The 24,317-nt window shown below is 58.1% G+C and carries 20 protein-coding genes; 16 read left to right on the forward strand and 4 right to left on the reverse strand.

The genetic code is table 11. The annotated features are described in order from the left end of the window. Window positions 1-145: 145 nt before the first annotated feature. Entirely contained in the window at window positions 146-1,699 is a 1,554-nt protein-coding gene (locus tag B8783_RS06765) for a DUF4331 domain-containing protein (protein ID WP_084419341.1), read from the reverse strand. A 230-nt stretch (window positions 1,700-1,929) separates the two neighbouring features. Between B8783_RS06765 and B8783_RS06770 the strand changes: the two genes are divergently transcribed. Next, complete coding sequence (locus B8783_RS06770) at window positions 1,930-2,757, forward strand: DUF4198 domain-containing protein (RefSeq protein WP_084419343.1); 828 nt, start codon at window positions 1,930-1,932, stop codon at window positions 2,755-2,757. A gap of 12 nt (window positions 2,758-2,769) precedes the next feature. Here the strand turns inward: B8783_RS06770 and B8783_RS06775 are convergent, their stop codons facing one another. Next, window positions 2,770-4,389 carry a BCCT family transporter gene (locus B8783_RS06775; RefSeq protein ID WP_084419346.1) on the reverse strand — a complete coding sequence of 540 codons (1,620 nt, stop codon included), beginning with the start codon at window positions 4,387-4,389 and terminating at the stop codon, window positions 2,770-2,772. Between the two features lie 353 nt (window positions 4,390-4,742). On the opposite strand from B8783_RS06775, the gene B8783_RS06780 reads away from it, so the two are divergent. Both B8783_RS06780 and B8783_RS06785 read left to right on the forward strand, forming a co-directional pair. Further along, window positions 4,743-7,346 (forward strand): TonB-dependent receptor, encoded by a 2,604-nt coding sequence (locus tag B8783_RS06780; RefSeq protein ID WP_084419347.1) that lies wholly within the window; start codon window positions 4,743-4,745, stop codon window positions 7,344-7,346. A gap of 80 nt (window positions 7,347-7,426) precedes the next feature. After that, on the forward strand, window positions 7,427-9,433 hold the full coding sequence (locus tag B8783_RS06785; RefSeq protein ID WP_084419349.1) for a tetratricopeptide repeat-containing sulfotransferase family protein: 2,007 nt from the start codon (window positions 7,427-7,429) through the stop codon (window positions 9,431-9,433). Here the strand turns inward: B8783_RS06785 and B8783_RS06790 are convergent. Next, window positions 9,421-10,647, reverse strand: coding sequence for an alpha/beta fold hydrolase (locus B8783_RS06790; RefSeq protein ID WP_084419351.1), 1,227 nt, complete (start codon window positions 10,645-10,647; stop codon window positions 9,421-9,423). The two genes, B8783_RS06785 and B8783_RS06790, sit on opposite strands and share 13 nt — an antisense overlap. A gap of 390 nt (window positions 10,648-11,037) precedes the next feature. On the opposite strand from B8783_RS06790, the gene B8783_RS06795 reads away from it, so the two are divergent. The 8 genes from B8783_RS06795 to B8783_RS06830 all read left to right on the forward strand — a co-directional run bounded on the left by B8783_RS06795 (window position 11,038) and on the right by B8783_RS06830 (window position 18,112). Beyond that, on the forward strand, window positions 11,038-11,493 hold the full coding sequence (locus B8783_RS06795) for a hypothetical protein (protein ID WP_233355700.1): 456 nt from the start codon (window positions 11,038-11,040) through the stop codon (window positions 11,491-11,493). A gap of 277 nt (window positions 11,494-11,770) precedes the next feature. After that, window positions 11,771-12,058, forward strand: a complete 288-nt coding sequence (gene groES, locus B8783_RS06800; RefSeq protein WP_084419353.1) for a co-chaperone GroES — start codon at window positions 11,771-11,773, stop codon at window positions 12,056-12,058. Between the two features lie 59 nt (window positions 12,059-12,117). Beyond that, the gene (gene groL, locus B8783_RS06805) at window positions 12,118-13,767 is read left to right on the forward strand and encodes a chaperonin GroEL (RefSeq protein ID WP_084419355.1); all 1,650 of its coding nucleotides are present in this window, start codon (window positions 12,118-12,120) and stop codon (window positions 13,765-13,767) included. Window positions 13,768-13,980: 213 nt separating this feature from the next. Then, entirely contained in the window at window positions 13,981-14,520 is a 540-nt protein-coding gene (locus tag B8783_RS06810; RefSeq protein ID WP_084419357.1) for a hypothetical protein, read from the forward strand. Between the two features lie 292 nt (window positions 14,521-14,812). Next, entirely contained in the window at window positions 14,813-16,360 is a 1,548-nt protein-coding gene (locus B8783_RS06815) for a tetratricopeptide repeat protein (protein WP_084419359.1), read from the forward strand. Between the two features lie 86 nt (window positions 16,361-16,446). Then, entirely contained in the window at window positions 16,447-17,151 is a 705-nt protein-coding gene (locus B8783_RS06820; RefSeq protein WP_084421954.1) for a CoA transferase subunit A, read from the forward strand. Continuing rightward, on the forward strand, window positions 17,151-17,780 hold the full coding sequence (locus B8783_RS06825; protein ID WP_084419361.1) for a CoA transferase subunit B: 630 nt from the start codon (window positions 17,151-17,153) through the stop codon (window positions 17,778-17,780). Before B8783_RS06820 ends, B8783_RS06825 begins: the two co-directional genes overlap by 1 nt. After that, entirely contained in the window at window positions 17,777-18,112 is a 336-nt protein-coding gene (locus B8783_RS06830) for a zinc ribbon domain-containing protein YjdM (protein ID WP_084419363.1), read from the forward strand. Before B8783_RS06825 ends, B8783_RS06830 begins: the two co-directional genes overlap by 4 nt. A 34-nt stretch (window positions 18,113-18,146) precedes the next feature. Here the strand turns inward: B8783_RS06830 and B8783_RS06835 are convergent, their stop codons facing one another. Then, window positions 18,147-19,136: a DNA topoisomerase IB gene (locus B8783_RS06835; RefSeq protein WP_084419365.1), complete on the reverse strand. Its 990-nt coding sequence runs from the start codon at window positions 19,134-19,136 to the stop codon at window positions 18,147-18,149. Between the two features lie 119 nt (window positions 19,137-19,255). Between B8783_RS06835 and B8783_RS06840 the strand changes: the two genes are divergently transcribed. From B8783_RS06840 to B8783_RS06860, 5 genes are all read left to right on the forward strand, one after another. Next, entirely contained in the window at window positions 19,256-20,764 is a 1,509-nt protein-coding gene (locus B8783_RS06840) for an acetyl-CoA acetyltransferase (RefSeq protein WP_233355701.1), read from the forward strand. A gap of 42 nt (window positions 20,765-20,806) precedes the next feature. Continuing rightward, window positions 20,807-21,238 (forward strand): hypothetical protein, encoded by a 432-nt coding sequence (locus B8783_RS06845; protein ID WP_084419369.1) that lies wholly within the window; start codon window positions 20,807-20,809, stop codon window positions 21,236-21,238. After that, entirely contained in the window at window positions 21,235-22,221 is a 987-nt protein-coding gene (locus B8783_RS06850; protein ID WP_084419371.1) for a zinc transporter ZntB, read from the forward strand. The genes B8783_RS06845 and B8783_RS06850 overlap by 4 nt, the downstream gene beginning before the upstream one ends. 99 nt (window positions 22,222-22,320) lie before the next feature. Next, on the forward strand, window positions 22,321-23,514 hold the full coding sequence (locus B8783_RS06855) for an amidohydrolase family protein (RefSeq protein WP_084419373.1): 1,194 nt from the start codon (window positions 22,321-22,323) through the stop codon (window positions 23,512-23,514). 170 nt (window positions 23,515-23,684) lie between these two features. Further along, window positions 23,685-24,275: a fatty acid desaturase CarF family protein gene (locus B8783_RS06860; RefSeq protein ID WP_169711724.1), complete on the forward strand. Its 591-nt coding sequence runs from the start codon at window positions 23,685-23,687 to the stop codon at window positions 24,273-24,275. Window positions 24,276-24,317 lie beyond the last annotated feature (42 nt).

Raw genomic sequence — 24,317 nt, forward strand, 5'->3', positions numbered from 1 at the left:
AGGTGGCGGTGGAGGCGGGGGCGCAACTGGGCTTCCCCCTCCACTATTACTGCCACCACATGCCGTGATGCCCATTGCGGCCACACCGGCCAGCAAAGCGAGCTTCAGGTATGAGTGCTTGCGATCATGCATGTTTCAATACCCCCTAATTGTTTGGTGAGCCCGGGATCGGGCTGTTGAGGTATGGGAAGGTGTTCTGCAGCTCGAGCGCCGAGATCGGGGCACCATCGGTGAACGGCACATTGCCAACCGGGGCGTCCGATGGGTCACAGAAGCCGAGATCGGTCGGTGTCCCGTTGATCGGCACAGGGTAGCAAAGCGCCCCCATGGCGACCCGCAGGGCGATATCGACGGTATCATCGCCTGGCCGGCGACCATTCGGGAACCCGGCAAGATCATCCCCCGCTACGCCGAGCGTGCTCTGTGAATTCCTTGGCGTGGCTGGAATGCCCATATTGAGGCGCATCATTTCAGACGCGACGACGCCGTCTGGCTGATTGAGGCCATCAATGCCGGTCAGGAAGGCTGCGACAAGGTCTGTGCGCGGCAGGTTGGATGGCGCGAGATTGTCGATGCTGGTGCCCAGCGTTGTGTTGACCGCATCCCGGAACAGGATGTCGACCAGCACTGGCAGGGTCGGGTTGGTGACATAGTCGGCCAGAGCCGAATCCTGCGTCGGTTCTGCAGCGTTGAACAAATCCTTGTCCGGCAGACCGATCACGACTTCGTTGACCAGAGGCGCTGACAGACGCGACTGCTGAACGAAGGCGCCGCCATAGAGCGAGGTTTGCTCATAGGTCGGGGATGGGTCTTCGATCTCGGCCTGCGGCAGGCTCGCCGTCGTCCATGCACCGATGATGCCGTCGCCGTCATTATCGAGACAGCTGATCGGAACTTCGAGAGCGAGCGATGTCACATTGGCCTTGCCGACGAGATCGTCATTGGCACGGTCCTGTGTGATGCCACCCGGGAAGGTGTCGCCGTTTTCGTTGAGCGGAACGTCGCCATCAATTGGAACGAGGTTCACAAGGTCAAAGATCTCGCCGAGATTGACGGCAAAGGCTTCGGCCCGTTGACCAACGAAGACGCGGCCTGTGCCACAGCCGGGAATAGAGACATCCGAGATGTAGCTATTGGCGTAGGCGTCATAATCGGGAAGGGTCTTGTTGCCGATATTGTCGACCGGCTTGGTGAACGTGCCGAGCGAGCTGCGGGCACCTGTGCGACGATCGCCGGTGACCATGGACAGCTCGTAGGTTTCGGTCTCGCCGAGGGCGCCCTGATTGCCTGCCGTGATCTGGCCGGCCTGACGCAGTGCGATTGGCAGATTCTTGTCACCCACTGGCACCGTAATGCCCGTGCCGTTGACCAGATTGTTGTCGAAGTCGAACTGGAAGGTGATGTCCTCATTGGCATCGCCATCGACATCCACATGGATTTCGTACAGCGCGTCCGGGTCCATGGTGAAGTAATTCGGGCCGCCATATGGGGCCTGAAGCGGTTGGTAGTTGGCGATGAACGTTACATAGTCCGACCGGCCGTTTTCATAGCTGCGGAACATGTAGAAGTCGGTGCCATCGACTTTTGGCTGCTCGGTGATGCCTGGCGCTTCGCGGTGGCTGGACGCCAGGGCTGGCGTGATAACAGCACCCGCGGCGGCAATGCTCAGCGCGACAAGTGATACGTAAGACAGTTTCATTTTTACGACGGTCCCTTCCAGAAAAAATTATGGCGCTCCGGTTGTGGAACGTGCACCAGTTACGTCGGCGAGTTGGGATCGGGTGCGGCATTCTTTCAGTTTCGCAATATTGCCCGACTGAGTTGGCAAGTTCATGTGCGAAGCGACTCTAGAAGGGGTGAGACTGCACCCGGCAGGCAGGCGCTCGCGTACTGTTTCAAGACCCGAACAAACCAGGAGACCTTCGCCTCATGCCACTCAGATTTGCATCCACCTTCGCAATCGCCGCCCTGCTCGGTGGTCAGGCTTTTGCTCATGACTTCTGGATTGAACCGGAGACCTACAATCCGCAGGCGCCGGGCGCGGTCGCGCTCGACGTGCTTGTTGGCCATGGCGAGGACATGTCTGACTGGCCTGTTTCGCCGTCTCGGATCATCGGCTTGCGCAGCATCGGCCCGGACGGTTTGGAGAACCATGCGAATGGACCGGAGACGCTGAGAAGCGACATCAGCCTGGAGCTGGCCAGCGAAGGACAGCATCTGGTTTTCATCGAGACAACGAACAGCTTCAGCAGCCTGCCCGCGCAGAAATTCAACAGCTACCTCAAGGAAGAAGGCATTGTGCCGATCGAGGTCCACCGGGCCACAAACAGACTGCTGCGCGATGAGGGGCTCGAGCTTTATTCGCGCCGCGGCAAGGCACTGATTCAGGTTGGTTGCCCGGCGGAAACGTCCGACGTGTGGAAGACAAATCTCGGGCTGACACTGGAAATCATTCCGCTCGTCGATCCCTTTCAGTGGAACGAGGGTGACAGCTTTCCTGTCGAGCTTCGCTTCCATGGCGCGCTCGTGCCGAATGCGACGCTCAAAATGACAAATCTTGACGATGACTCGCTACAGTTCCGGGTGACCACGAATGCCGAAGGCCAGGCGGATATTTCAGGTGAGCTCTCTGAAGGCCGCTGGCTCGTCCACAATGTCTGGGCGGAACCTGTTGCCGGGCTCCTCGAAGATGCGGACTACCAGACGGTATTCTCGAGCCTCACCTTCCAGACCGAAACCGATTGTTCGGGCGAATAAACGCCCGAACCACTACTTCGCTTTCACGGCACTATCGGATTCGTCGGCTGCATCTATCTGTTTCTGGATCTTGTTCTCGTCACGCATGCCGAGGAACAGACTGATGCAGCAGACGAGCAGGATTACCGTGAATGGCAAGGCTGCAGTGATCGTGCCCGCCTGTAATGAAGACAGGGTTTCACGACCGCCACCATAAAGAAGCATGGACGCGGTCACACCGAGCATACAGGCCCAGAAGACGCGCTGAGGCACAGGCGAATCCGTCTTGCCGCCGGAGGTAATGGCGTCGATCACCAGAGCGCCGGAGTCTGCAGACGTTACGATGAACACGACCAGCAGGAAAATCGCTGTGATCGAGGTGATGAGAGGGAATGGCAGACCCGCAAGCATCTGGAACAGCGTGAGCGCGGCGGTCGACATGCCGTCAGCAAAATCGCCCGTACCCGCTTCATATTGCTGAATGGCGGTCTCACCGAAAGTGGTGAACCAGATCACGCAGATCGTAAATGGCGCGAGGATCACGACGCTGAGATATTCGCGGACCGTGCGGCCTTTCGAAATACGGGCAATGAACATGCCCACGAAAGGCGACCAGGAAATCCACCAGGCCCAGTAGAAGATGGTCCAGTCATGGAACCACGCCTCATCCTCCCGCGAGATGAAGTTCGTCAATGCAGGTGTGTCGGTGAGATAAGCGAGGAAGTTCTCGCCAAAGCCGCTGATAATCGCCAACGTTGGCCCGGCAATGAATACGAAAAGCATTAGGATAAATGCGATCGTCATGTTCATGTCCGACAGAAATTTGACACCGCCATCCATGCCGCGCAGAACCGAGATCACGGCAAGGCCGGTGATCGCTGCAATCAGACCGATCTGAAGGCCCATCGTGACCGGTGTTCCAGTGAGATAACCAATGCCGTTGCTCGCCTGTGAGGCGCCGATACCAATCGTTGTGGCCAGGCCGAACACCGTCGAAATGACGGCAAACGTGTCAATGAAATGGCCCCAGAAGCCCCACACTCGCTCGCCCAGAATGGGATAGAACGCGGAGCGGATGGTGAGCGGAAGTCCTTTGTTGTAGGCAAAGAAACCAAGCGCCAGCCCGACAATCGCATAGATAGCCCAGGGCGCGATGCCCCAATGGAACAGGGTCGCACTGAACGCCAGGCGCCGCGCTTCAGGTGACGCGGCTTCGACATTGAACGGTGTTCCGAACCAGTCGGTGTAATAGGCGAGCGGCTCCGCAGACCCGTAGAACATGAAGCCGATACCGACACCGGCCGCAAATAGCATCGCGATCCAGGAATGGATGCGGAATTCCGGTTTTGCCGTTGGCCCACCAAGCCGGATTTTGCCAAGCGGCGAAACAGCAAGCCCGACGCAGAACAGCAAGAGCAGAACAGGCGTGAGCGCAAACAACCAGTCAAATGTCTGAAGTGTCCACTCGCGCGCAGCTTCTAGAGCGGCCCCGCTTTGTCCAGGAAAGATCAGCGAAGCGCCAGCAAAAAGGAGAACCAGACCGGCGCTTAGAAAAAAGACCGGGTTGTGAATATCAAGACCGAAAAATTCGATATTGTCCTGACCGACCTCATAGTCCGTTTCATAGTCCGATTGCTGGTCAGGTTCGCTCATATTCAATACCCCGTCTTTCCCATACTCACTGCTCCAATATTTCGTTCATTGAAACAACTAGTCACGCATTCGATGCAGTTATCTTCGATTGTTCGACTGTGCAAAACAAAATTGTTAGCCTGTTGCAACTTTGCAACTGCACCTTACTGCCCTGTTTTTGTTTTTCTTTTCCAGATTAAAACTGAACGTTCGAACGCTTCGGCTGCCAATGTTTGCCTAATTTATTTTACGAATCGAAATATCTGTTTATTGCATCAAATCGATCTTGCGCGCCCTTTTTAGTGGGCTCCTGCGCGAGACGTTGGCCGGCTTCCGAGGGGGCATGGCCTCGTTCTGAAAAGATGAGGATACAAATGAAACGACTTTTAGGTGGAGCATCCATGCTCGCCCTTGGCGCACTCGTGTCGGCCAGCCCGGCTTTTGCGCAATCAACCGAACCAGCCGCTCAAAACAATCGCCGACTGAATACGGTGACCGTGACAGCGACCAAGCGGTCCGAGAGCGCTCAGGACATTCCGGTGACCGTCAGCGCGATTGGTGAACAGGAACTGAAACAGCTCGGCGTCAAGAACTTCAACGACTATCTCGTTCAGCTTCCGGGTGTGACGGCAGGCGGTTCAGGCCCCGGCCAGAACACGATCTATATTCGCGGCCTTGCATCGACGACGCCAAACCTGACCGTGGCCGGGGTGGCCGGTCTTGCGCCGAACGTCGCCTTCTATCTTGACGAACAGCCGCTGTCCCAGCCGGGCCGCAACCTGGACGTCTATGCCGCCGACCTTGAGCGCATCGAGGTTCTCTCTGGTCCGCAGGGGACATTGTTTGGGGCAAGCTCTCAGGCGGGCACAGTGCGTCTGATCACCAACAAGCCATCGCTTTCCGGGTTTGACGCCAACTTCAAGGCATCCACCTCGTTCACCGATGGCGGCGAAATGTCGAACAGCGTCGAAGCGATGATCAATGTGCCGGTGACGGACAAGTTCGCGCTGCGCGGCGTGGTCTATAATGACAGTCAGGGCGGCTATATCGACAATGTCGCTGGCACGCTGACGGCACGCGACTCAGCTCGCTTCCGCCCAGCCGGGACGGTTCGTGACAACGGCACCGTCGTCGCACCAGCACGGGCCGGCAAGCAGGCAGATGGCGACAATTCCAATGCCGTCGATATCGTCGATTTCTCGGGCATCAACTTTATCGAGGCCAACAATGGCGCGATCGTTGAGGACGATATCAACGATACGAATTATCAGGGCTTCCGCCTGAGCGGTTATTATGAGTTTAACGCCGACTGGGATCTGCTGATCCAGCACTCCCAACAATCCATCGAAGCTGATGGCGTTTTCTTCTCTGATCCGGAGCTGGACGATTACGAGGTTGTCCGTTTCACGCCAGAAGAGATTGAGGATGACTTCCACTCCACCTCATGGACGCTGGAAGGCCGCCTCGGCATGCTCGAAGCGCTTTACACTGGCGCCTATACCGAACGGACCACCGACCAGGTTGTCGACTATTCCGACTACCTCTTCGTTGGTCAGTACCTGCCATATTACATCTGTGATGGTTCGGTGTCCTATCCGGGCACGGGTGCGCCGACCGGCACATGTTATGCGCCGAACCTCTATGTGAAGTCGTCATCCGAGACCAAGGTCCAGACGCATGAACTGCGCTTCAACACGCCGAGCGAAAATCGCTGGCGCGCAACATTTGGCGCCTTCTATTCCGACCTTGAGCTCGCTGAGCTGAATGACTTTGTCTATCCAGGCTCCACCCAGGTGCTCGGCTTTAACGGCCAGACCGGGTTCGCCCCCAACTATCCGCTGACCAACACCGATGTCACCGGCGAGGTCGGCTTGGCGTCGCCTGGCTATTACAGCGAAGCCGGACCGTTCCCCGCAGGCGTCATCTTCCGCAACGATATTCTCCGGACTGACAAGCAATTCGGCATCTTCGGTGAAACGACGTTTGACCTGACCGACCAGTTCGCGCTGACGGTCGGTGCCCGCTGGTACGATGTCGAAGTTGACCTGGAAGGCAGCGCAAACTCGTCCTTCGGTAATCTGGGCGCCGACACCGACGCTCAGGTCTTCGGCACCAACATCTCGGCTCAATATGCGCCGGGCAATGCTGCTGGTAATCCGGACAAGGCCGCGACAGATGGCGTGATCGTCAAAGCGACCGGTGAATGGACGCCGACAGATAACATGCTGTTCTACGCGACCTATTCGGAAGGCTTCCGCCCAGGCCTGCTGAACCGTCCGGGCGGCGCATCTGGCCCAGGCTCATATACTGTGCCGTTTGCCGTCGATACGGATGAAGTGACGAACTATGAGCTGGGTTGGAAAACCGAGCTGTTCGACAACACGCTCCGCTTCAACGGTGCCGCCTTCTTCGTCGATATTGAAGGGCTGCAGACGACGATTTTCGATCCGAACATCGTGAACCTGTTCTTCTCAGACAATGCTGCGAATGCAGAGCTTAAAGGCATTGAGGGTGACTTCACCTGGGCCCCGGATTTTGCGCAGGGCCTGACGGTTGCGGGCGCCTTCTCACTGCTCGACTCCGAGATCACAGAAGTCCTGACTCCAACGGACGATGTTCTCGTCGGATCTGACCTTGCATTTGCACCGTCCTATCAGGGCAATCTGCGCGTACGTTATGAGTGGGATCTTGAGCAGGAAATCGCCGGATCTCGCGTCACGGCGCACGTCATGCCTCAGATCGTGTTCTCGGATGGTTCGTACAGCGACATCATCGAGATCAACAAGATTGAGCTCGATAGCTATGCTACGCTGGGCATGACCGCAGGCATCACGACCGACAAGTGGTCTGCCGAGCTGTTCGCGACCAATCTGACAAATGAGTATGCCGAAATGTCGAACGATTTCGTGTTCGACCGCGAGCGTGTCACGCCAATGCGTCCACGCACGATCGGCCTGCGCTTGAGCTACGACTACTAGTCGAGGCTCAACGTTTTGAACTACTGGCAGCGCCCTGCTATGCGGGGCGCTGCTTTTCTTTTCAGCGACTGGCTTTTTCGATGATAGACTCTCAGCAGCAGCTTGCATCCCGGATACGTGAACTGCAGGCGCAAATTCAGGCCGGCGCTTTCGAGACGGCGGCGGATCAAATTGCGCCCTTGCTGGAGCAACATCCGCAATCGCAGGACCTTCTCTACATGGCGGCCGTCTGCGCGCGATACCTGCAGCGCACCGAAGCGGCTTTTGACTATCTCGCCCGGCTAAAGAAAGCCGTGCCCGATTTTGGCCGGGCCTTTCAGGAGGAAGGGCATCTGCGGCGGGCAACTGGCGATCTTACCGGCGCTCTGTCAGCCTTCCAGCTGGCCACGAGATATAACCCTGCCCTCCTCGCCAGTTGGCGCGCGCAGGCAGAACTGTTCGATCAGGGCGGCAATCCGACGGCGGCAACCGAAGCCCGCGCCCAGGCAGACCGCCTCTCGCGCCTGCCGAAGGAGCTGTTTGCGGTGACAAATTACCTGCATGAGGGCCGCGTCCTTCACGCGGAAAAAATCGCCCGCGCCTTTCTGCATAAAAATCCGGCCCATGTTGAAGGCATGCGCCTGCTGGCAGACATCGGCACACGCCTTGGCGTTCACGAGGATGCCGACTTCCTGCTGGAAACGGCCATCGAGCTTGAACCGGAGAACCTGCAGCTCCGCATCGACCATGTGCAGGTCCTGCGCAAACGCCAGAAATACGAGGCCGCATTGAAACAGGCAAAAGCCCTGCTGGAGCGCGCGCCTGACAACCCGACCTTCCGATCAATCTATGCCATCGAGAGCATGCAGGCTGGTAATTATGTCGAAGCGCTGGAAATCTTCGACAGCGTGCTCGCCGACCTGCCGGAAGATCTCGCAACGCTGACCTCCCGCGGGCACGCGCTGAAGACGGCAGGCCAGACAGATGAGGCCATCGCCTCGTATCGCCAGGCCGTCACCGTCTATCCGCTGCACGGAGATGCTTGGTACGCGCTTGCAAACCTCAAGACATACAAATTCTCCGATGAAGAGATCGCCGCGATGCAGGCGGCCTTCCGTGATCCGAACCTCTCGCATATGGGCCGCGTCCACATCGCCTTTGCGCTCGGCAAAGCGCTGGAAGACCGCGCCAACTATGAAGGCGCCTTCCAGAACTATGCCGAAGGCAACCGGCTGAAGAAGCTGCAGGTACGCTATACGACCGAGCAGATGCGTGAGGAGTTTGCCTCCCAGAAAACCCATTGTACGCGCGAGCTTTTCGAGCGGCGGTCCGGCGTCGGCCATGACGACCCTGCCCCGATCTTTATCGTCGGGCTACCGCGCGCTGGATCGACGCTGATCGAGCAGATTCTCGCCTCCCACAGCATGGTGGACGGCACGCTTGAGCTTCCCAATATTCTGTCGCTGGCCCACCAGCTGCGCGGCCGAAAGCAGATTTCCGAGCGCGACAGGTATCCGCGCGTCCTGCACGATCTACCGGATGCTGAGCTGGAGGCGCTGGGCCGGAAGTATATCGACGATACCGCCATCCATCGGCGGGGCGCGCCCTATTTCACCGACAAGATGCCGAACAATTTCCGGCATATCGGGCTGATCAAACTCATCCTGCCAAATGCGAAGATCATCGATGCGCGGCGCGCACCGATGTCCTGTTGTTTTTCCGGCTACAAGCAACTCTTCGCCGAAGGCCAGGAGTTCAGCTACAGCCTCGAAGACATTGGCAATTACTATTGCAGCTATGTCGACCTGATGGACCACTGGGACAACGTCCTGCCCGGCGCCGTCCTTCGTGTGCAGCATGAGCACGTTGTCGATGACCTTGAGGGCCAGGTCCGCCGCATCCTCGACTATTGCGAGCTGCCGTTCGAGCAGGCCTGTATCGACTTTCACAAGACCGAACGCGCTGTGCGGACCGCCAGTTCAGAACAGGTGCGTCAGCCAATCAGCCGGTCAGGTCTCGCTCAATGGAAGCACTTTGAGCCATGGCTCGACCCGCTTAAAGAGGCGCTAGAACCGGTCCTCCAGGCGGGCGTTACTCACGCGAAGTGAAGGCGCCGATACTTTCCCTTGAAATAGAGAAGCGGGTCGCGGCGAGGCTCGTATTTCGCCCGCTCGACCTGGCCGACAAGGATCACATGATCGCCGCCATCGTGAAGCGCAAAACGCTCGCACTCAAAATTGGCGAGCGCGCCTGAGAGCAAGGGGGCGTCCCGCAAACCGCGCTGCCACGGCGTATCGGCAAACCGGTCCTCGCCTGAGCGCGCAAACGCGTTGGAAACAGGCTGTTGGCCGATATGCAAGACGTTCACCGCAAAATGCTTGGCCTGTTCCAGCACTTTCAGGCTGGTCGACGTCTTGGCGATGCAGACCAGAAGCAGAGGCGGGTCTAGCGATACGGACGTGAAGGAATTGGCGGTCAGACCAACCGGCTCATTTTCCTCGCTCATCGTTGTGACAACCGTGACGCCCGTCGCAAAGCAGCCGAGCGCATCGCGCAATGTGCGCGCGTCCGAGCCCTGTTTGTAGTCCGGCAGGAAACGCGGCACGCGCCGTTCCAGAAAGTCCAGCACGACGGCGCTGAACATATCCGCCCGATCGAAAGCGACATGGTGGCCGGCATCCTCGATCTCTGCGAACTCGGCCGTTTCCACCTGCTCGACATAACGCCCGGCGAGCTCTGAGTCGGCAAGATCACTCATCGCCCCGCGAACAAAGAGGACGGGCAGCTTCAAAAGGTGCGCGGCTTCGGTAATCCGGCCGGTCGCATGCTCCAGATCCATACTCCTCAGGAAAGCGGGGTCGAATTGTGCCTGGACATCGGTTCGCTCAATTTGAAGCCGCAGCTGATCGGAGACTTTCAGGGCTGTCTGCGCATCTATCTCAGGCGGGGCATCAGCCAGCACCAGTCCGGAGGCCAGATGTCCGCCATCCTCGCCGAGGGCCGCGGCCGCGATCCATCCGCCAAGTGCTGCGCCAATGATGACGGGACGTGAGGCCAGTTGCGCCAGCACAGCGCGTATGTCTTCGACAAACGCTTCAAAGTCATAGCGCCCATCGCTGGCCCAATCACTTGCGCCATGTCCCCTCAAATCGAGATTGATGACATGCCGCCCGGCCTTCACGAGCGCCTCGGCGGCAGGCTGCCAGACGTCTCGGCTTTGCCCCCCGCCATGCAGCAGCAGAACGGATGGATCATCGCTCATGCCGTGAACGTCGGCGCGAAGGGTTATCCCGCCAAAGCCTTTGAATTCCCGTTCGTTCATTGAGTACCCTTGTGAGAATTCGCCGCGTGCTGGCAGAGCCGACCATCTATGCAATTCACTATGGGGTGATTGGGTCGCGGTTCAAGACGGCGAGGCCTGTCCTGTTCGACACCAGTGGCGCGTGAGGATGCACCCGAAAACGCTTGGAATCGACGGATTTGCCTGGATGGCTTACGCTATCGCGACGGATATGCTGTTATCCTCAGGAATTGAAGACAAGAAGGTGAACCCGACCGGCGCGATTTGATGAAGATCAAACCATAGCCCTCCCGGAAAGGTCAGCCTGGCTCCCGACCCTTATTTGACGGGGACTTGAAGGGTATAGGACATAGAGAAATGAATGAGACACATCCAGGCGTCCCGGGGACGCGTCGCCGAAAGAAAGAACAAATGGGACTGCTGAGAAGAATAGAAACAGTGACGCCGCTCCTGATCATTCCAGTGATCATATACGGCGTGATGAGCCTTCTGGCCGGCAGCGATCATGGCCCCGACGGGCCTGCCATACTGGGCATGCTCAACAGCACGCTGATCAGCATGCCAATGATCTCGGGCGTTCGCTGGATCTTGACGGCAGGTGACGCGCTTCTCGTTCTCTCGCTTATCGTCCTGTCGATCGAGATCATGAAATCGACCAGCACGCGTTCATCAGCGATGATCAATCACGTCGCGTCGATGTTCGTGCTTCTGTTCTGCATTGTCATGTTTTTGCTCGTCGGCAATTTCGCGACCGGCGTCTTCTTTCTTCTGACACTGATTACACTGATGGATGTGCTGGTCGGCGTCATCGTTAGCATCGTCTCCGCCCGCCGCGACTTCGGCGTTGGTGATGGCTTTGCCGGCTAGGCCGTCGAGGCTTCATTACAATCGCATCAGACGCCGTCCGGTGCGATTGTAACTGCCCGCCCGTAGAGTTAGCTCTTCACGCACAATCATGTTGAGCGCCGGACACGCGTCCCGCTGCGCGCTGGGTCAAAACTTATCCCAAAAATTCAACATCGAGCTTGTTGACGTTGGTCTCTCACGTTCCTAACTGAACGCCGTTAGCAGTCGCCTCGCGTGAGTGCTAACACCGAAACATATTGCCCGATCCCCGGGTGAACTCAAAGGTAAGAGAGAGCACATGAAATTCCGTCCTCTGCACGACCGCGTTCTCGTGAAACGCGTTGAAGAAGAAGCCAAAACCAAAGGCGGCATCATCATTCCAGACACCGCCAAGGAAAAGCCACAGGAAGGCGAAGTCGTCGCTGTTGGTTCCGGCGCACGTGGCGACGACAATGAGATCGTCCCAATGGAAGTCAAAGCCGGTGACAAGATCCTCTTCGGCAAGTGGTCCGGCACGGAAGTCAAAATTGACGGCCAGGACCTGCTGATCATGAAGGAAAGCGACATTCTCGGCATCGTCGAGTAAGCGCCCTCCCCCCTCTCAAATTTCAAAGATTCAACTGAATTTCAGGAAGGATAACAGCCATGGCTGCTAAACACGTAAAATTTGGTGCTGACGCGCGCGAGAAAATGCTGCGCGGCGTCGACACACTCGCAAACGCTGTAAAAGTCACGCTCGGCCCTAAAGGCCGTAACGTCGTGATCGAAAAGTCGTTCGGTGCCCCACGCACCACCAAGGACGGCGTCACAGTCGCTAAAGAGATCGAGCTCGAAGACAAGTTCGAGAATATGGGCGCACAAATGCTGCGCGAAGTTGCTTCCAAAGCAAACGACGTTGCCGGTGACGGCACGACGACGGCGACCGTTCTCGCCCAGTCGATCGTTCGCGAAGGCATGAAGCGCGTTGCCGCTGGCATGAACCCAATGGACCTGAAGCGCGGCATCGACAAAGCCGTCCTCGAAGTGACCTCTGACCTCGCGCATCACTCGCGCAAAGTGAAAGAGAACTCCGAGATTGCTCAAGTCGGTTCGATTTCCGCCAATGGCGATAAGGAAATCGGCGACATGATTGCCAAGGCCATGGAAAAGGTCGGCAATGAAGGCGTCATCACGGTCGAGGAAGCCAAATCCCTCGAAACCGAACTCGACGTCGTCGAAGGCATGCAGTTCGACCGTGGCTACCTCTCCCCATACTTCGTCACCAACCCTGACAAGATGGCTGTTGAGCTGGAAGACCCATTCATCCTGCTTCACGAGAAGAAGCTTTCTTCGCTTCAGCCAATGCTCCCAATCCTTGAGCAGGTCGTTCAGTCCCAGCGTCCACTGCTGATCATCGCAGAAGACGTCGATGGCGAAGCTCTTGCGACGCTCGTCGTGAACAAGCTGCGCGGCGGCCTCAAGGTTGCAGCGGTCAAGGCACCAGGCTTCGGCGATCGCCGCAAAGCCATGCTGCAGGACATCGCTGTCCTGACCGGTGGCCAGGTCATCTCTGAAGACCTCGGCATCAAGCTGGAAAACATCTCGCTCGACATGCTCGGCACCGCCAAGAAAGTCGAGATCGACAAGGACAACACCACGATCGTCGATGGTGCCGGTTCCAAGGAAGAGATCGAAGCCCGCGTCAGCCAGATCAAGAAGCAGATCGAAGACACCTCGTCCGACTATGACAAGGAGAAGCTCCAGGAGCGTCTTGCCAAGCTCGCTGGCGGTGTTGCCGTGATCAAGGTCGGCGGCGCAACCGAAGTCGAAGTGAAAGAACGCAAGGACCGCGTTGACGATGCGCTGAACGCAACCCGCGCAGCCGTCGAAGAAGGCGTGATCCCTGGCGGTGGTGTTGCCCTGCTCCGTGCAGCGCAGAACATCGACGTCAAAGGTGCAAACACCGACGAGCAAGCCGGTATCGACATCGTTCGCAAGGCGCTCGAAGCGCCTATCCGTCAGATCGTCAACAATGCTGGCCTCGAAGGCTCGGTCGTTGTTGCCACGGTCCTGAAGGAAAGCGATCGCGGTTACGGCTTCAACGCCCAGACCGAAGAGTATGGCGACATGTACAAGATGGGTATCATCGACCCAGCCAAAGTCGTGCGCTCTGCCCTTCAGAACGCTGCATCTGTCGCAGCCCTTCTCATCACGACGGAAGCCGGCATTGCCGAAGCTCCGAAGAAAGAAGGCGAAGGCGGCGGCGGCATGCCGGACATGGGCGGCATGGGTGGAATGGGCGGCATGGGCTTCTAGGCCTTACCCCCGTCTCATCAGACGTAATAAAGGAAAGCCCGGCGCCAACGCGCCGGGCTTTTTCTATGTGCACCCAAAATCCACCCGTGGCGAAATTTACAAAGCTGCTAATGCAGGTTATCGCGAACATGGCGCATCTGGATTAGATGCCTGAAAATAATTGCCTTATCTGCGCAGGTACCGACCAGGTCAGATAAGGAGCTGGGGGGCAAAATGTCTGATATTATCTTTTACGCACTCGCGGCGGTCGTTGCCGTCGCCTTGATCTACGGTCTCAGATGGGTGGCGTCGCGACACGCCGAGGGGGTCAAATCTGAAGCCAGCGAGAAAATAGGCGAGGCGCTCGGCAAAACACCGGACTTTATCCACGCTTATGGAGCGACTGGATTCGGTCTCGATTACCGGGCCAACACGCTGATCGTATATGATCGCAAGTCCGAACTTGAGACCTTCGGGTTCGACAAGATCGGCACCTGGTTCGTCGGCATGGTTTCAACAGAAATCATGTCTCCGCAAATGGCGCACGCTCTCTCAGACCCTTCGAGCGACACAAGCGTATCTGCCCGCACGACCCACACCAAATACGCCATCATTTGCGATACCAACCAGCAGCGGATTTGCCAGGTCGGCATCGTCGGAGATCGTGACGAGTCAGCGGTCAGCGATGCACTCAAGCGGGCCATGCCGGACAAGCAGACCTTCGAGCCGATTGGCGCGAAAGCCATGTCAGACCTTTTGCGAGGTCAGCGCTGATATTTGGCCGTATCGGACGAAACTTTACATCGCCTGATGGAGAATGGTCCGTCGCCATCGTGTCAACGCGACGCTCCCGCGGCTGCAAAAACCTGTCCAATGTGAAGTATCGCCAGGAAATCTGGGTTGGCCCGGCAGAAGTGGTCGCGGCCCTGGACGGCGTTCCGTACGATTAGGGAGAGCCAGCCGCTCAGCCGACAGAGCCTGAAGCGCCGAGATCAACTGCCCTCAGTTCGATATAGCGAATTTCTAAGACTCCCGTATAGTGACGCCTCATTGACAGGGGACGGTCATGCTCAGGGTTTCAATTCTGGTTTCTATTCTGCTCGCTATATCAAGCTGGGCGATCTGCCCTGCCGCATTGGCGGATCAGCTGTATGGTATGCGTAGTTTCGACGCCGAAAACGAAAAGGCGAAAGCTTATGTCAATTCAGGCGCGCCTGAACTGGCACTGCCGATCTTCGAACGGGGCGCAGAACTTGGCGATATCCGGGCAATCAACAATCTCGCAGGCCTTTACCGAAACGGGCAGAGCGTCCCCAAGGATACAGCCAACGCCATCAGCCTGTACGAAAAGGCATCTGAAGGCGGCCTGCCGCATGCAGACTACAATCTTGGCTGGATCTATTTCGGTACCGATGCCGCCTATCTCGATCTGCCCAAAAGCCGGGCTTACTGGCAGAAAGCCGTCGATGCAGATTACGGCCCCGCGTTCAGTCTTCTTGCCCAGCATTATGATGGCCGGTCAGAACTGCCGCGCGACCCGGAAAGGGTCAAAGATCTGCTCGAACGCGGATCAGCGCTTGGAGACAAGGAAAGCACCTATGCACTTGCCCACTTCCTGCTGAACGAACCCGCGCCCCTCGGCGACCCTCAGAGAGCCAGAATGCTGCTGCCTCCGCTATCCCGGAACGGATATGTTCCAGCCATGCTGTTGCGCGGCGACATTGCGCGCCTCGGTCTCGCGGGCAACAAGATCTCTTATGTGACTGCGCTCGGAGACTATCAGCAGGCCGAGGAGGCCGGCTCAACCATCGCGACCGCAAAGATCGAGACGATGGCGCCGCTTTGGTACCGCCGCAATGTTGATCTGCTGAGAACCGGTATTCGGGCAAATGAGATCGAGGCGATGGCCGGGCTCACGGTGCAATGCGATTACACCGACTATCTGCCAGCCTGCCACAAGGTCGCCTATGTCGATTACACAGGACAGACCCAACGTGGCCGTGACCTTTCAAATGCGGTCAAATATTTGCGCAAAACCTGTGACCTTGGCGAAATGTCGGCGTGCATCCCATATGCCGACGCTGTCGTTGCCTGGGGGCCAAGCTCAGACCGGGCCGACATCACGCGCGCCGCACAGATGCTGAGTGATGTCTGCAACGAAACGCCGCCAAACTATTCCGCCTGTTACAATCTTGCCTACATGGAATACTACACCGCCTTCGGCGTCGGCTCTTACGACTCGATGAAACGACATGTTACCGAGGCCTGCTTCAATGGTGGCTATAAGCCCGCCTGCCCCATGGCGTATGAAGTATTTAATTCAGAAGCAAGATCACGCCGGGCATCTGCCCCAAAACCAAGAGGCGCCATCGACGGTCTTCTGACGATGTTCGTGGACAATTTCATAGATACAGATCGCGCCGCTGGGCAAGCCGGTCAGCAGGCGATCTATAACAAATATAGCAGCCCGTCTGCCTCCCGCTCATCGACGCCGTCCTATTCCTCGAGCACGAGCGCCCAGGACAGTCGCGACTTCGACAACTTCATCAATTCGGTCAACGCGATCGGCACCGGCTACAACTCCTCCTGCCCGAGCAGCAATCCGTATTGTTAAACTGCGACCTTTGAGCGAAACTGTTCACCCCGCATGAGAGTATCTGTCACTTGCGTGCGTTGCGGCGGATGCTTTATCACCAACCCATGAGCAAGATTTACAAGACAGCCGAAGATGCCCTCGATGGGGTGCTATTTGACGGCATGAAAATCGCCGCTGGCGGCTTTGGCCTCTGCGGTATTCCCGAGCTTTCCATCGCGGCCATTGCGAAGGCCGGGACGAAAGACCTGACGGTCTATTCCAACAATGCTGGCGTCGACGGGTTCGGCCTTGGCGTGCTGCTGGAAAGCAAGCAGGTCAAGAAGATGGGATCGTCCTATGTCGGCGAGAACAAGGAATTCATGCGCCAGTATCTCGGCGGCGAGCTTGAGCTGGAATTCAACCCGCAGGGCACACTGGCTGAGCGCATGCGCGCGGGCGGCGCCGGCATTGCCGGCTTCTATACCAAGACCGGCTACGGCACCGTTATCGCTGAAGGCAAGGAAGTGAAGGAATTCCACGGCGAGAAGTACATTCTCGAAGAAGGCATCTTCGCAGACCTCGCCATCGTGAAAGCCTGGAAGGCCGACACGACTGGCAACGCCATCTTCCGCAAGACAGCTCGCAACTTCAATGAGCCTGCCGCGATGTGCGGCAAGATCTGCGTCATGGAAGTCGAGGAAATCGTCGAACCTGGCGAGCTTGACTCGAACCACATTCACCTGCCCGGCGTGTTCGTGCACCGGCTGGTACAGGGCACATTCGAAAAGCGTATTGAGCAACGCACGACCCGGAAGAAGGAGACTGCCTGATGCCCTGGACACGAGATCAGATGGCCGAACGCGCCGCGCAGGAGCTGGAAGACGGGATGTACGTCAATCTCGGCATCGGTATTCCGACGCTGGTGGCGAACCACATCCCGGACGGAGTCGAGGTAACGCTTCAATCGGAGAACGGCATGCTGGGCATGGGGCCTTTCCCTTATGAGGGCGAGGAAGATGCTGACCTCATCAATGCCGGCAAGCAGACCATCACTGAACTGCCTCACACCGCCTTTTTCGACAGCTCGATGAGCTTTGCGATGATCCGCGGCGGCAAGATCAACATGGCCATCCTTGGCGCCATGGAAGTCGCTGAGAATGGCGACATCGCCAACTGGATGATCCCCGGCAAGCTGGTCAAAGGCATGGGCGGCGCGATGGACCTCGTCGCTGGTGTAAAGCGCATTGTCGTCATCACTGACCACACGTCCAAATCCGGTGAGCCGAAGCTAATCAAGGAATGCACCCTGCCATTGACCGGCAAGGGCGTCGTCAACCGTATCATCACCGATCTCGGCGTGTTTGATGTGGTGGAAGGCGGACTGAAAGTCGTTGAGATGGCCCCTGGCGTCGAGATGGATGAGATCCGGGAAAAGACAAGCGCGGCGCTGGTCGAATGAGCGAACTTCCCCCCTGCCCGCTTTGTAATTCAGCCTTTACGTATGAGGACGGCGCGCTGCTCGTGTGCCCGGAATGCGCGCATGAATGGCCTGCGGACCCTTCGCTGGACCCTGACGTAAAAGTCTGGCGGGATGCCAACGGCACCGTCCTCGAGGATGGCGACACGGTCACCGTCATCAAGGACCTTAAGGTCAAAGGTTCATCCAGCGTTGTGAAAGTCGGCACGCGCGTGAAGAATATCCGGCTCGTCGACGGCGATCATGACATCGATTGCAAGATCGACGGCATCGGACAGATGGGCCTCAAAACCGAGTTTGTGAAAAAGGCCTGAGGCGCGGACTTCGACAGCCTCAGTGCCCGATTGGTCACTCGCCCGGCTCGGCAGCCTCCAGAACGGCAAAGAGCCTGCGTTCATCCTTGCGCAGTCTGACAGGCCCTGCCTCTGCATCTGGCGTCTCGCCATCGCGGGCCATCTCGATTACGCGCGGGTGGATGTAGGAATTGCGAGCAATCGTCGGCGTGTTACCTAGATGATCAGCGGCGGCTTCTGACACAGCCTTGATGCTGTCGGCGCCCTTCCGGAGCGCCTTGATCGCGGCGACCGAGCCGCCCCAGGTCCTGAAGTCCTTGGCTGTAAAACCGCCATCAGCGACGCGCTGGATGAAGCGGTTGACCTGAGTCGAGCCGACATGGCCATCCGGTGTATTGAAAAGCGACTGGCCTTTCAGGCACTGGAGCTCGCTGACCGCCGCGACCAGCGAGGCATCACAGATCGAGATTTCCTGTTGCTTGCCACCCTTGCCTTTGAACTTCAGGCGCACCGTATCGTCGCCCGTCTGACGGACGTGTCGCTTGTAGAGCGTGGACGCCCCAAACGCTCCGGTTTCGGCGTACCGCTCAGACCCGATGCGCAACGCGCCCTTGTCGAGGATCCGGACGATGGCCGCCGTCGCGAGCTCTGCATGATCTTGCGGATTATCCAGCACCTCGCGCACGTGCTTGCGCAAACGCGGTAGCGCCTCGCCAAAGGACTTCATGTCCGAGAATTTGACCTGCTCGCAATGTAGCCGCCAGTCGGGGTGATAGCGGTATTGCGTGCGCCCGGCTTCATCGACGCCTGTCGCCTGCAAATGGCCATCCGGCTTTTCGCATATCCAGACATCGGTCCAGGCTGGCGGCAGAACCAGCGCTTCAGCACGTTCGCGCGCCTCGCCGGTCAGCGTGTTGCCGTCTGCATCCTGATAGGTGAAGCCGTTGCCATAAGGCTTGCGGGTCCATCCTCGCCCCGAACATTCAACATAGATAAGGCCGGCATCGGCGGGCTTCATGTCATCGCGGGCGAGTGAGAAAGGCATATGATCACAACCTTGCAACGCGCTCTGTAGTTCCCGCCACAGGTGGCGCGGCGTCAGCACTTGCACGAAACATCAGCGTAGCCGACTGTATCGGCAACAAATTCAGGGAGATTTCACGGATGGCTAAGGGTTCAATGCCGGTACTAGTGGGCGTCGGTCAGTTCATGAGCGAATGGGATGGCAGTGAGGGCGCGGAGGGTGCCCCGTCGCCGCTGAGTCTTGCGGTGGAAGCATCGAAAGCAGCGCTCGCAGATGCTGGCATATCCGGCAGCGACATCGACACGGTGACCTTTGTCCGCATCTTTGAGGACTCGGTCCGCAATGCGCCTCACCCCCACGGCCACAACACTAATCTGCCCGGCACGTTGGCCCGCGACATTGGCGCGACGCCTGAGCGTCTGATCTATTCCGATGTCGGCGGTCAAAGCCCGCAAGCGCTCGCCAATGAGATGGCGGCCCGCATCCATGCTGGCGAGGTCGAGATTGCGCTTGTGGCCGGGTCCGAGGCCAATCGCGCGTCCAAGGGCGCGCGCAAGAACAAGGTTGAGATCAAATGGGCTGATAGCTCAGATGCCGACTATGAAGATCGCGGCCTTGGCGGCCAGATGATCTCCCGCGAAGAGATCAAGCACGGCCTGGTGGCCCCTGCCTATTTCTATGCGCTGTTTGAAAATGCGATTGCTGCCCGTGAAGGTCGTGGCCGCTCTGGCCAGCGCGCAGCGATGGCAGCGCTCTTCCAACCTTTCACCGAAGTCGCAGCAAACAACCCGTATGCGCAGTTTCCCGAAGCGCGCACGGAAGAGTTTCTCGCGACACCGTCTCCGAAAAATTACGAGTTCGCAGATCCCTTCCTGAAATGGCATATCGCGCAGGATGCGGTGAACCAGGGCGCAGCTTTCATCATCATGTCCGAGGACAAGGCCGATGAGCTTGGCGTCGATGCAGACAAGCGCGTCTATCTGCATGGCGCGGGCGAGGCGGGCGACGATCTTATCTCGCTACGCCCGAAACTTGATGGCTCCTGGGCCATGGAACAGGCGATCCATCGCGCCCTGAAACAAGCTGACAAGACGCCCGGCGGTATCTCGCATTTTGATCTTTATTCGTGCTTTCCATGCGCGGTGTTCTCATCTGCAGCCGTGCTCGGCATCGATCCGGAAACCGATGATCGCCCACTTACGCTGACGGGCGGCCTGCCCTTCTTTGGGGGGCCGGGCAACAATTACTCCATGCACGGCATCGCCGAGATGGCGGCAAAGCTTCGCGAGGAAGCCGGCTCATTTGGTCTCGTGCTCGCCAATGGCGGCTGGATGACAAAGGAGGCCGTCGGTGTCTGGTCAACGACGCGGCCTGATGTGTTCAAACCGGTCGAGAAAGCTGCCAAGCCTACGGAGCAGGTTGAACTTGATCCGGCCCCAGAAGGCGGAACGGTTGAGACCTACACCGTCGTGCATGGCCGCGAAGGCCCGGCGCATGGTGTCATCTTCGGACGTACAGATGCTGGAAAGCGTTTCATCGCCGTGGCCGAGCCAGCCGCGCTCAAGCAACTGCGCGAGGACGCATCGCCGGTCGGCGCGCGCGTGACGACAACAACCGAAGGAGAAGTGACAAGCTTCCGGTTTGCCTGATAGCTTCGCTCTGATTGTCCTGATCAGAATCGGAGGCCCGCAATGGCGTTGAAGACTTCCCTGGCCGCTGGCCTGATCGCCTTAACGGCGACGACGCTATCGGCCTGCGTGACGCAGCCGCAACCCTGCACGCAGGAATGGATCGAATGGAAGACTGATCGCGTCCTGACACGGTTTGCCCGCGACAATTCCGATACGGTACGGGCGCTACGCCGGGTGTCAGGCGAGGTAGAGTCGCCGTCCGCGCTCATGGCGATCCAGCTGATAACGCTGGCGGACGACTTTACTGAGCTTGCCAGAAGTTTCGATCGCATCGTTCTGCCGGAGCTGAACGCCGCCGTCGCGCAATGCGGCGAGCCTCGCAACTTCATGCCCGCTTTCACCCAATTCCTGCGCCGTGAGGACGTCGGCGAAGATGTCATCGAGTGGATCGAGGCACTAGGATACATCGCTCTGGATCAACGGCGCCCATGACAAGTACGCAAGATACCCCTCTGATTTTCGGCTTTGAGTTTGACGAAGATGGCGGCGCCAGGAAACTATCCTGGGAGGAATTAGCAAGTGGACCGGCCGCCCGGCCCGGCGTTCGGCGCTGGCTTCACCTTGATCGTCTGTCACCTGCCGCACAGACTTGGCTCAATACGGTGAGCGGGATCGACGCCGTCATCGACAGGGCTTTGCTGCAGGAGGACACCCGCCCCCGCTGCGCGCGTCATGGCGACGGCCTTCTGATCAATTTGCGCGGGGTGAACCTCAATGAAGGGGCCGCCCCCGAAGACATGATCGCCATCCGGATATGGATGACGGAAGAGGTGGTCGTCTCGCTGCGCGCCTATCACATTATGGCGGTCCAGGATCTTCACGACCAGATCATGGCAGGAGACATCCCGAACTCGAGCGGCGCAATCGTTTCAACGATCGCGACGCGGCTGACCCACCGTATTGAGCCGGTTGTTGCTGATCTTGATGACGAGGCAGACCAGTTTGAAGACTCGCTTCTGGAGGATGGCGCCACATTGCCAAAAACGGCATTGGCGAGCTTTCGCCGCAAGGTCCTCACCATCCGCCGCTACATCATTCCGCAACGCGAAGCGCTCGCGCACATTATTCGTGAGGGCGAGGATATGTTCAGTACCGGCGATATCCTCCATCTGAGAGAAATCGCCGACCGTGTGATCCGCATTGGGGAAGAGCTGGATTCCATCCGTGAGCGGAGCCTGGTCCTGCAGGAACAGGTGATGGAAGAGCGTAGCGAACGGATGAACGAGCGGCTTTTTGTCCTCTCCATCATCTCGGCAATCTTCCTGCCGCTTGGTTTTGTCACCGGGCTTTTTGGCGTCAACCTTGGGGGTATGCCGGGCTTGAACGATGCGGCTGCCTTCACCCTGCTGTGTATTGGACTGGTGGGGCTGACCGTTGCGCTCTTGTTGATGCTGCGAAGGATGCGCTGGCTCTAAACGCCGCAATCACTGCCCTTCAACTTTTGTGTCGACCCTTGTCGTTGCACGCCTGCTGTGCGCCAAATGGGGAAAACAAAAGACCGGAGGAAACGACACATGGCCTATATCGAAGGACGCCTTGTCCATGACGCTGATAGCCACCTGATGGAGCTATATGACTGTCTGGATTCATATCTGACTGCCGATGAGCTGAAACGATATCGCGCCCTGCCCGGCTATAACGCGAAACTCAGCCGCGCGGAGTGGATGGACCGGGCTCGCAAAGACCACCGCGATGACGGTTTTCGCGCAGAGGCAGATGACAACATCATGCTGCGCAAGAACTACGATGCGAAAGGCGCTTTCATTCCGGAAGACCGGCCGCGCGTTGTCGATCTGCTCGGCGTGGCGAGCCAGCTCATCTTCACCACTCACAACCTCGGCAATCTCGGTCTCGACCAGAGCGGAGACCTCGACCTTTGCTATTCGGTGGCCCGCGCCCACAACCAGATGATGACCGAGTTTTGCGCCGTGGACCGGCGATTGCTGGCGACGGCCTATATTCCGCTGGAAGACATTGACCGCACGATCGATACCGCCCGCCAAGCTCTGGACCTCGGCGCCAAAGGGCTGCTGATCCCATCATGGTGCCCGCAAGATCACAGCCCGAGCCATGTCGGGCTCGACCCGCTTTGGGCGATGGCTGAAGAGGCGGGCGTGCCGATCCTTTTCCATGTTGGGTTCGAAGAGAAAATGAACCCCGTCTATAAGGAAAACGGCCTGCCGCCGGTGCCTGATTTCCATGGGGGCGACGATAATTTCACCTCGATCAGCTACATGCCGATCCCAAACTCGGCGATGCAGACGCTTTCGACGCTGATCTTCGATGGCGTCTTTGACCGTTTTTCGAACCTTAAATTCGGCGCGATCGAACTTGGCGCCTCATGGGTGCCGGGATGGATGCGCAGTCTCGATTCTGCAGCCCACGCTTTCATGCGCAATGAGGAACGGCTGCAAAACCTGTCGGCCAAGCCCTCCGAAATCGTCCAGCGCCAGCTTCGCGTGACGCCCTATCCGCATGAAGATGCAGGCTGGGTCATCCGGAATGCCGGTGAGCAAATCTGCATGTTCTCATCGGACTACCCCCACATCGAAGGCGGGCGAAACCCCATCAAGCGTTTCGATTCCGTGCTCGAAGGTCTGCCTCAAAGCGCGATCGACGCCTTCTATGCCGATAATTTCATCGACATGATGGGCAAGGCGCTGCCCGCTGACCTGAAGAGGCCAGCCCATCTCGTGGCGGCTGAATAGTCAAAACCACACACACTAAGCGTCTAAAGGCCCGATCAATTGGTTGGGCCTTTTTTATTGAAAGAACTAATGAGCAAGCGCTCACTTTGCCGTATTGCCGCCACATTACGTAAGCAAACACTCACATGTGAACACATGCTCACTACCGGGCAGCCATCATGGAGGTTCACATGTTTATTTCGGCTATCACGACTGTCGCCGCCACAAGTGCAAAGATCCTCGGCGGCGTCTATCTGGCAGACCTTGTTTCCGGCGCCTTTCACTGGATGGAAGACCGCTATGGCGATCCCAAGTGGCCAATTCTCGGACATACGATCCGGGAGAACCAGCAACACCACCACACGCCACGCAGCTTCCTCAAAGGCAATCTATGGACCCGCAACCGCGAGGTCTGGGCGATTGGCGCCGCGTTCCTCGCCGTCTTTGCGCTGGTTGGCTGGCTCAATCTCTTCACCGGCACAGCCGTTCTCTTCGGCATGTTCGCAAACGAAATTCATGCCTGCGCGCACCGCAGCCCCAAGGAAAACGGCAGACTGATCACGGCGCTCCAGAAGACGGGCTTCCTGCAATCGCATGCCCATCACACCGCCCATCACCGCAAAGGCAAGGACAGCCATTTCTGCGTGATGACCAACCACGTGAACCCGGTGCTGGAAAAGCTCCAGGTCTTCCAGCGGCTCGAAACGCTCATCAAATGGGTGTCAGGCATCCTCCCGCGCCTCGATGACAGCGTGAACCCCCGCTATCGCCGGGCCGTCTAGGCCGCGCGATAGAGATTGCGGCCCGGCCTGGGTGGGACGGGT

The organism is Henriciella litoralis (genome assembly GCF_002088935.1).
Lineage (GTDB): Bacteria > Pseudomonadota > Alphaproteobacteria > Caulobacterales > Hyphomonadaceae > Henriciella > Henriciella litoralis.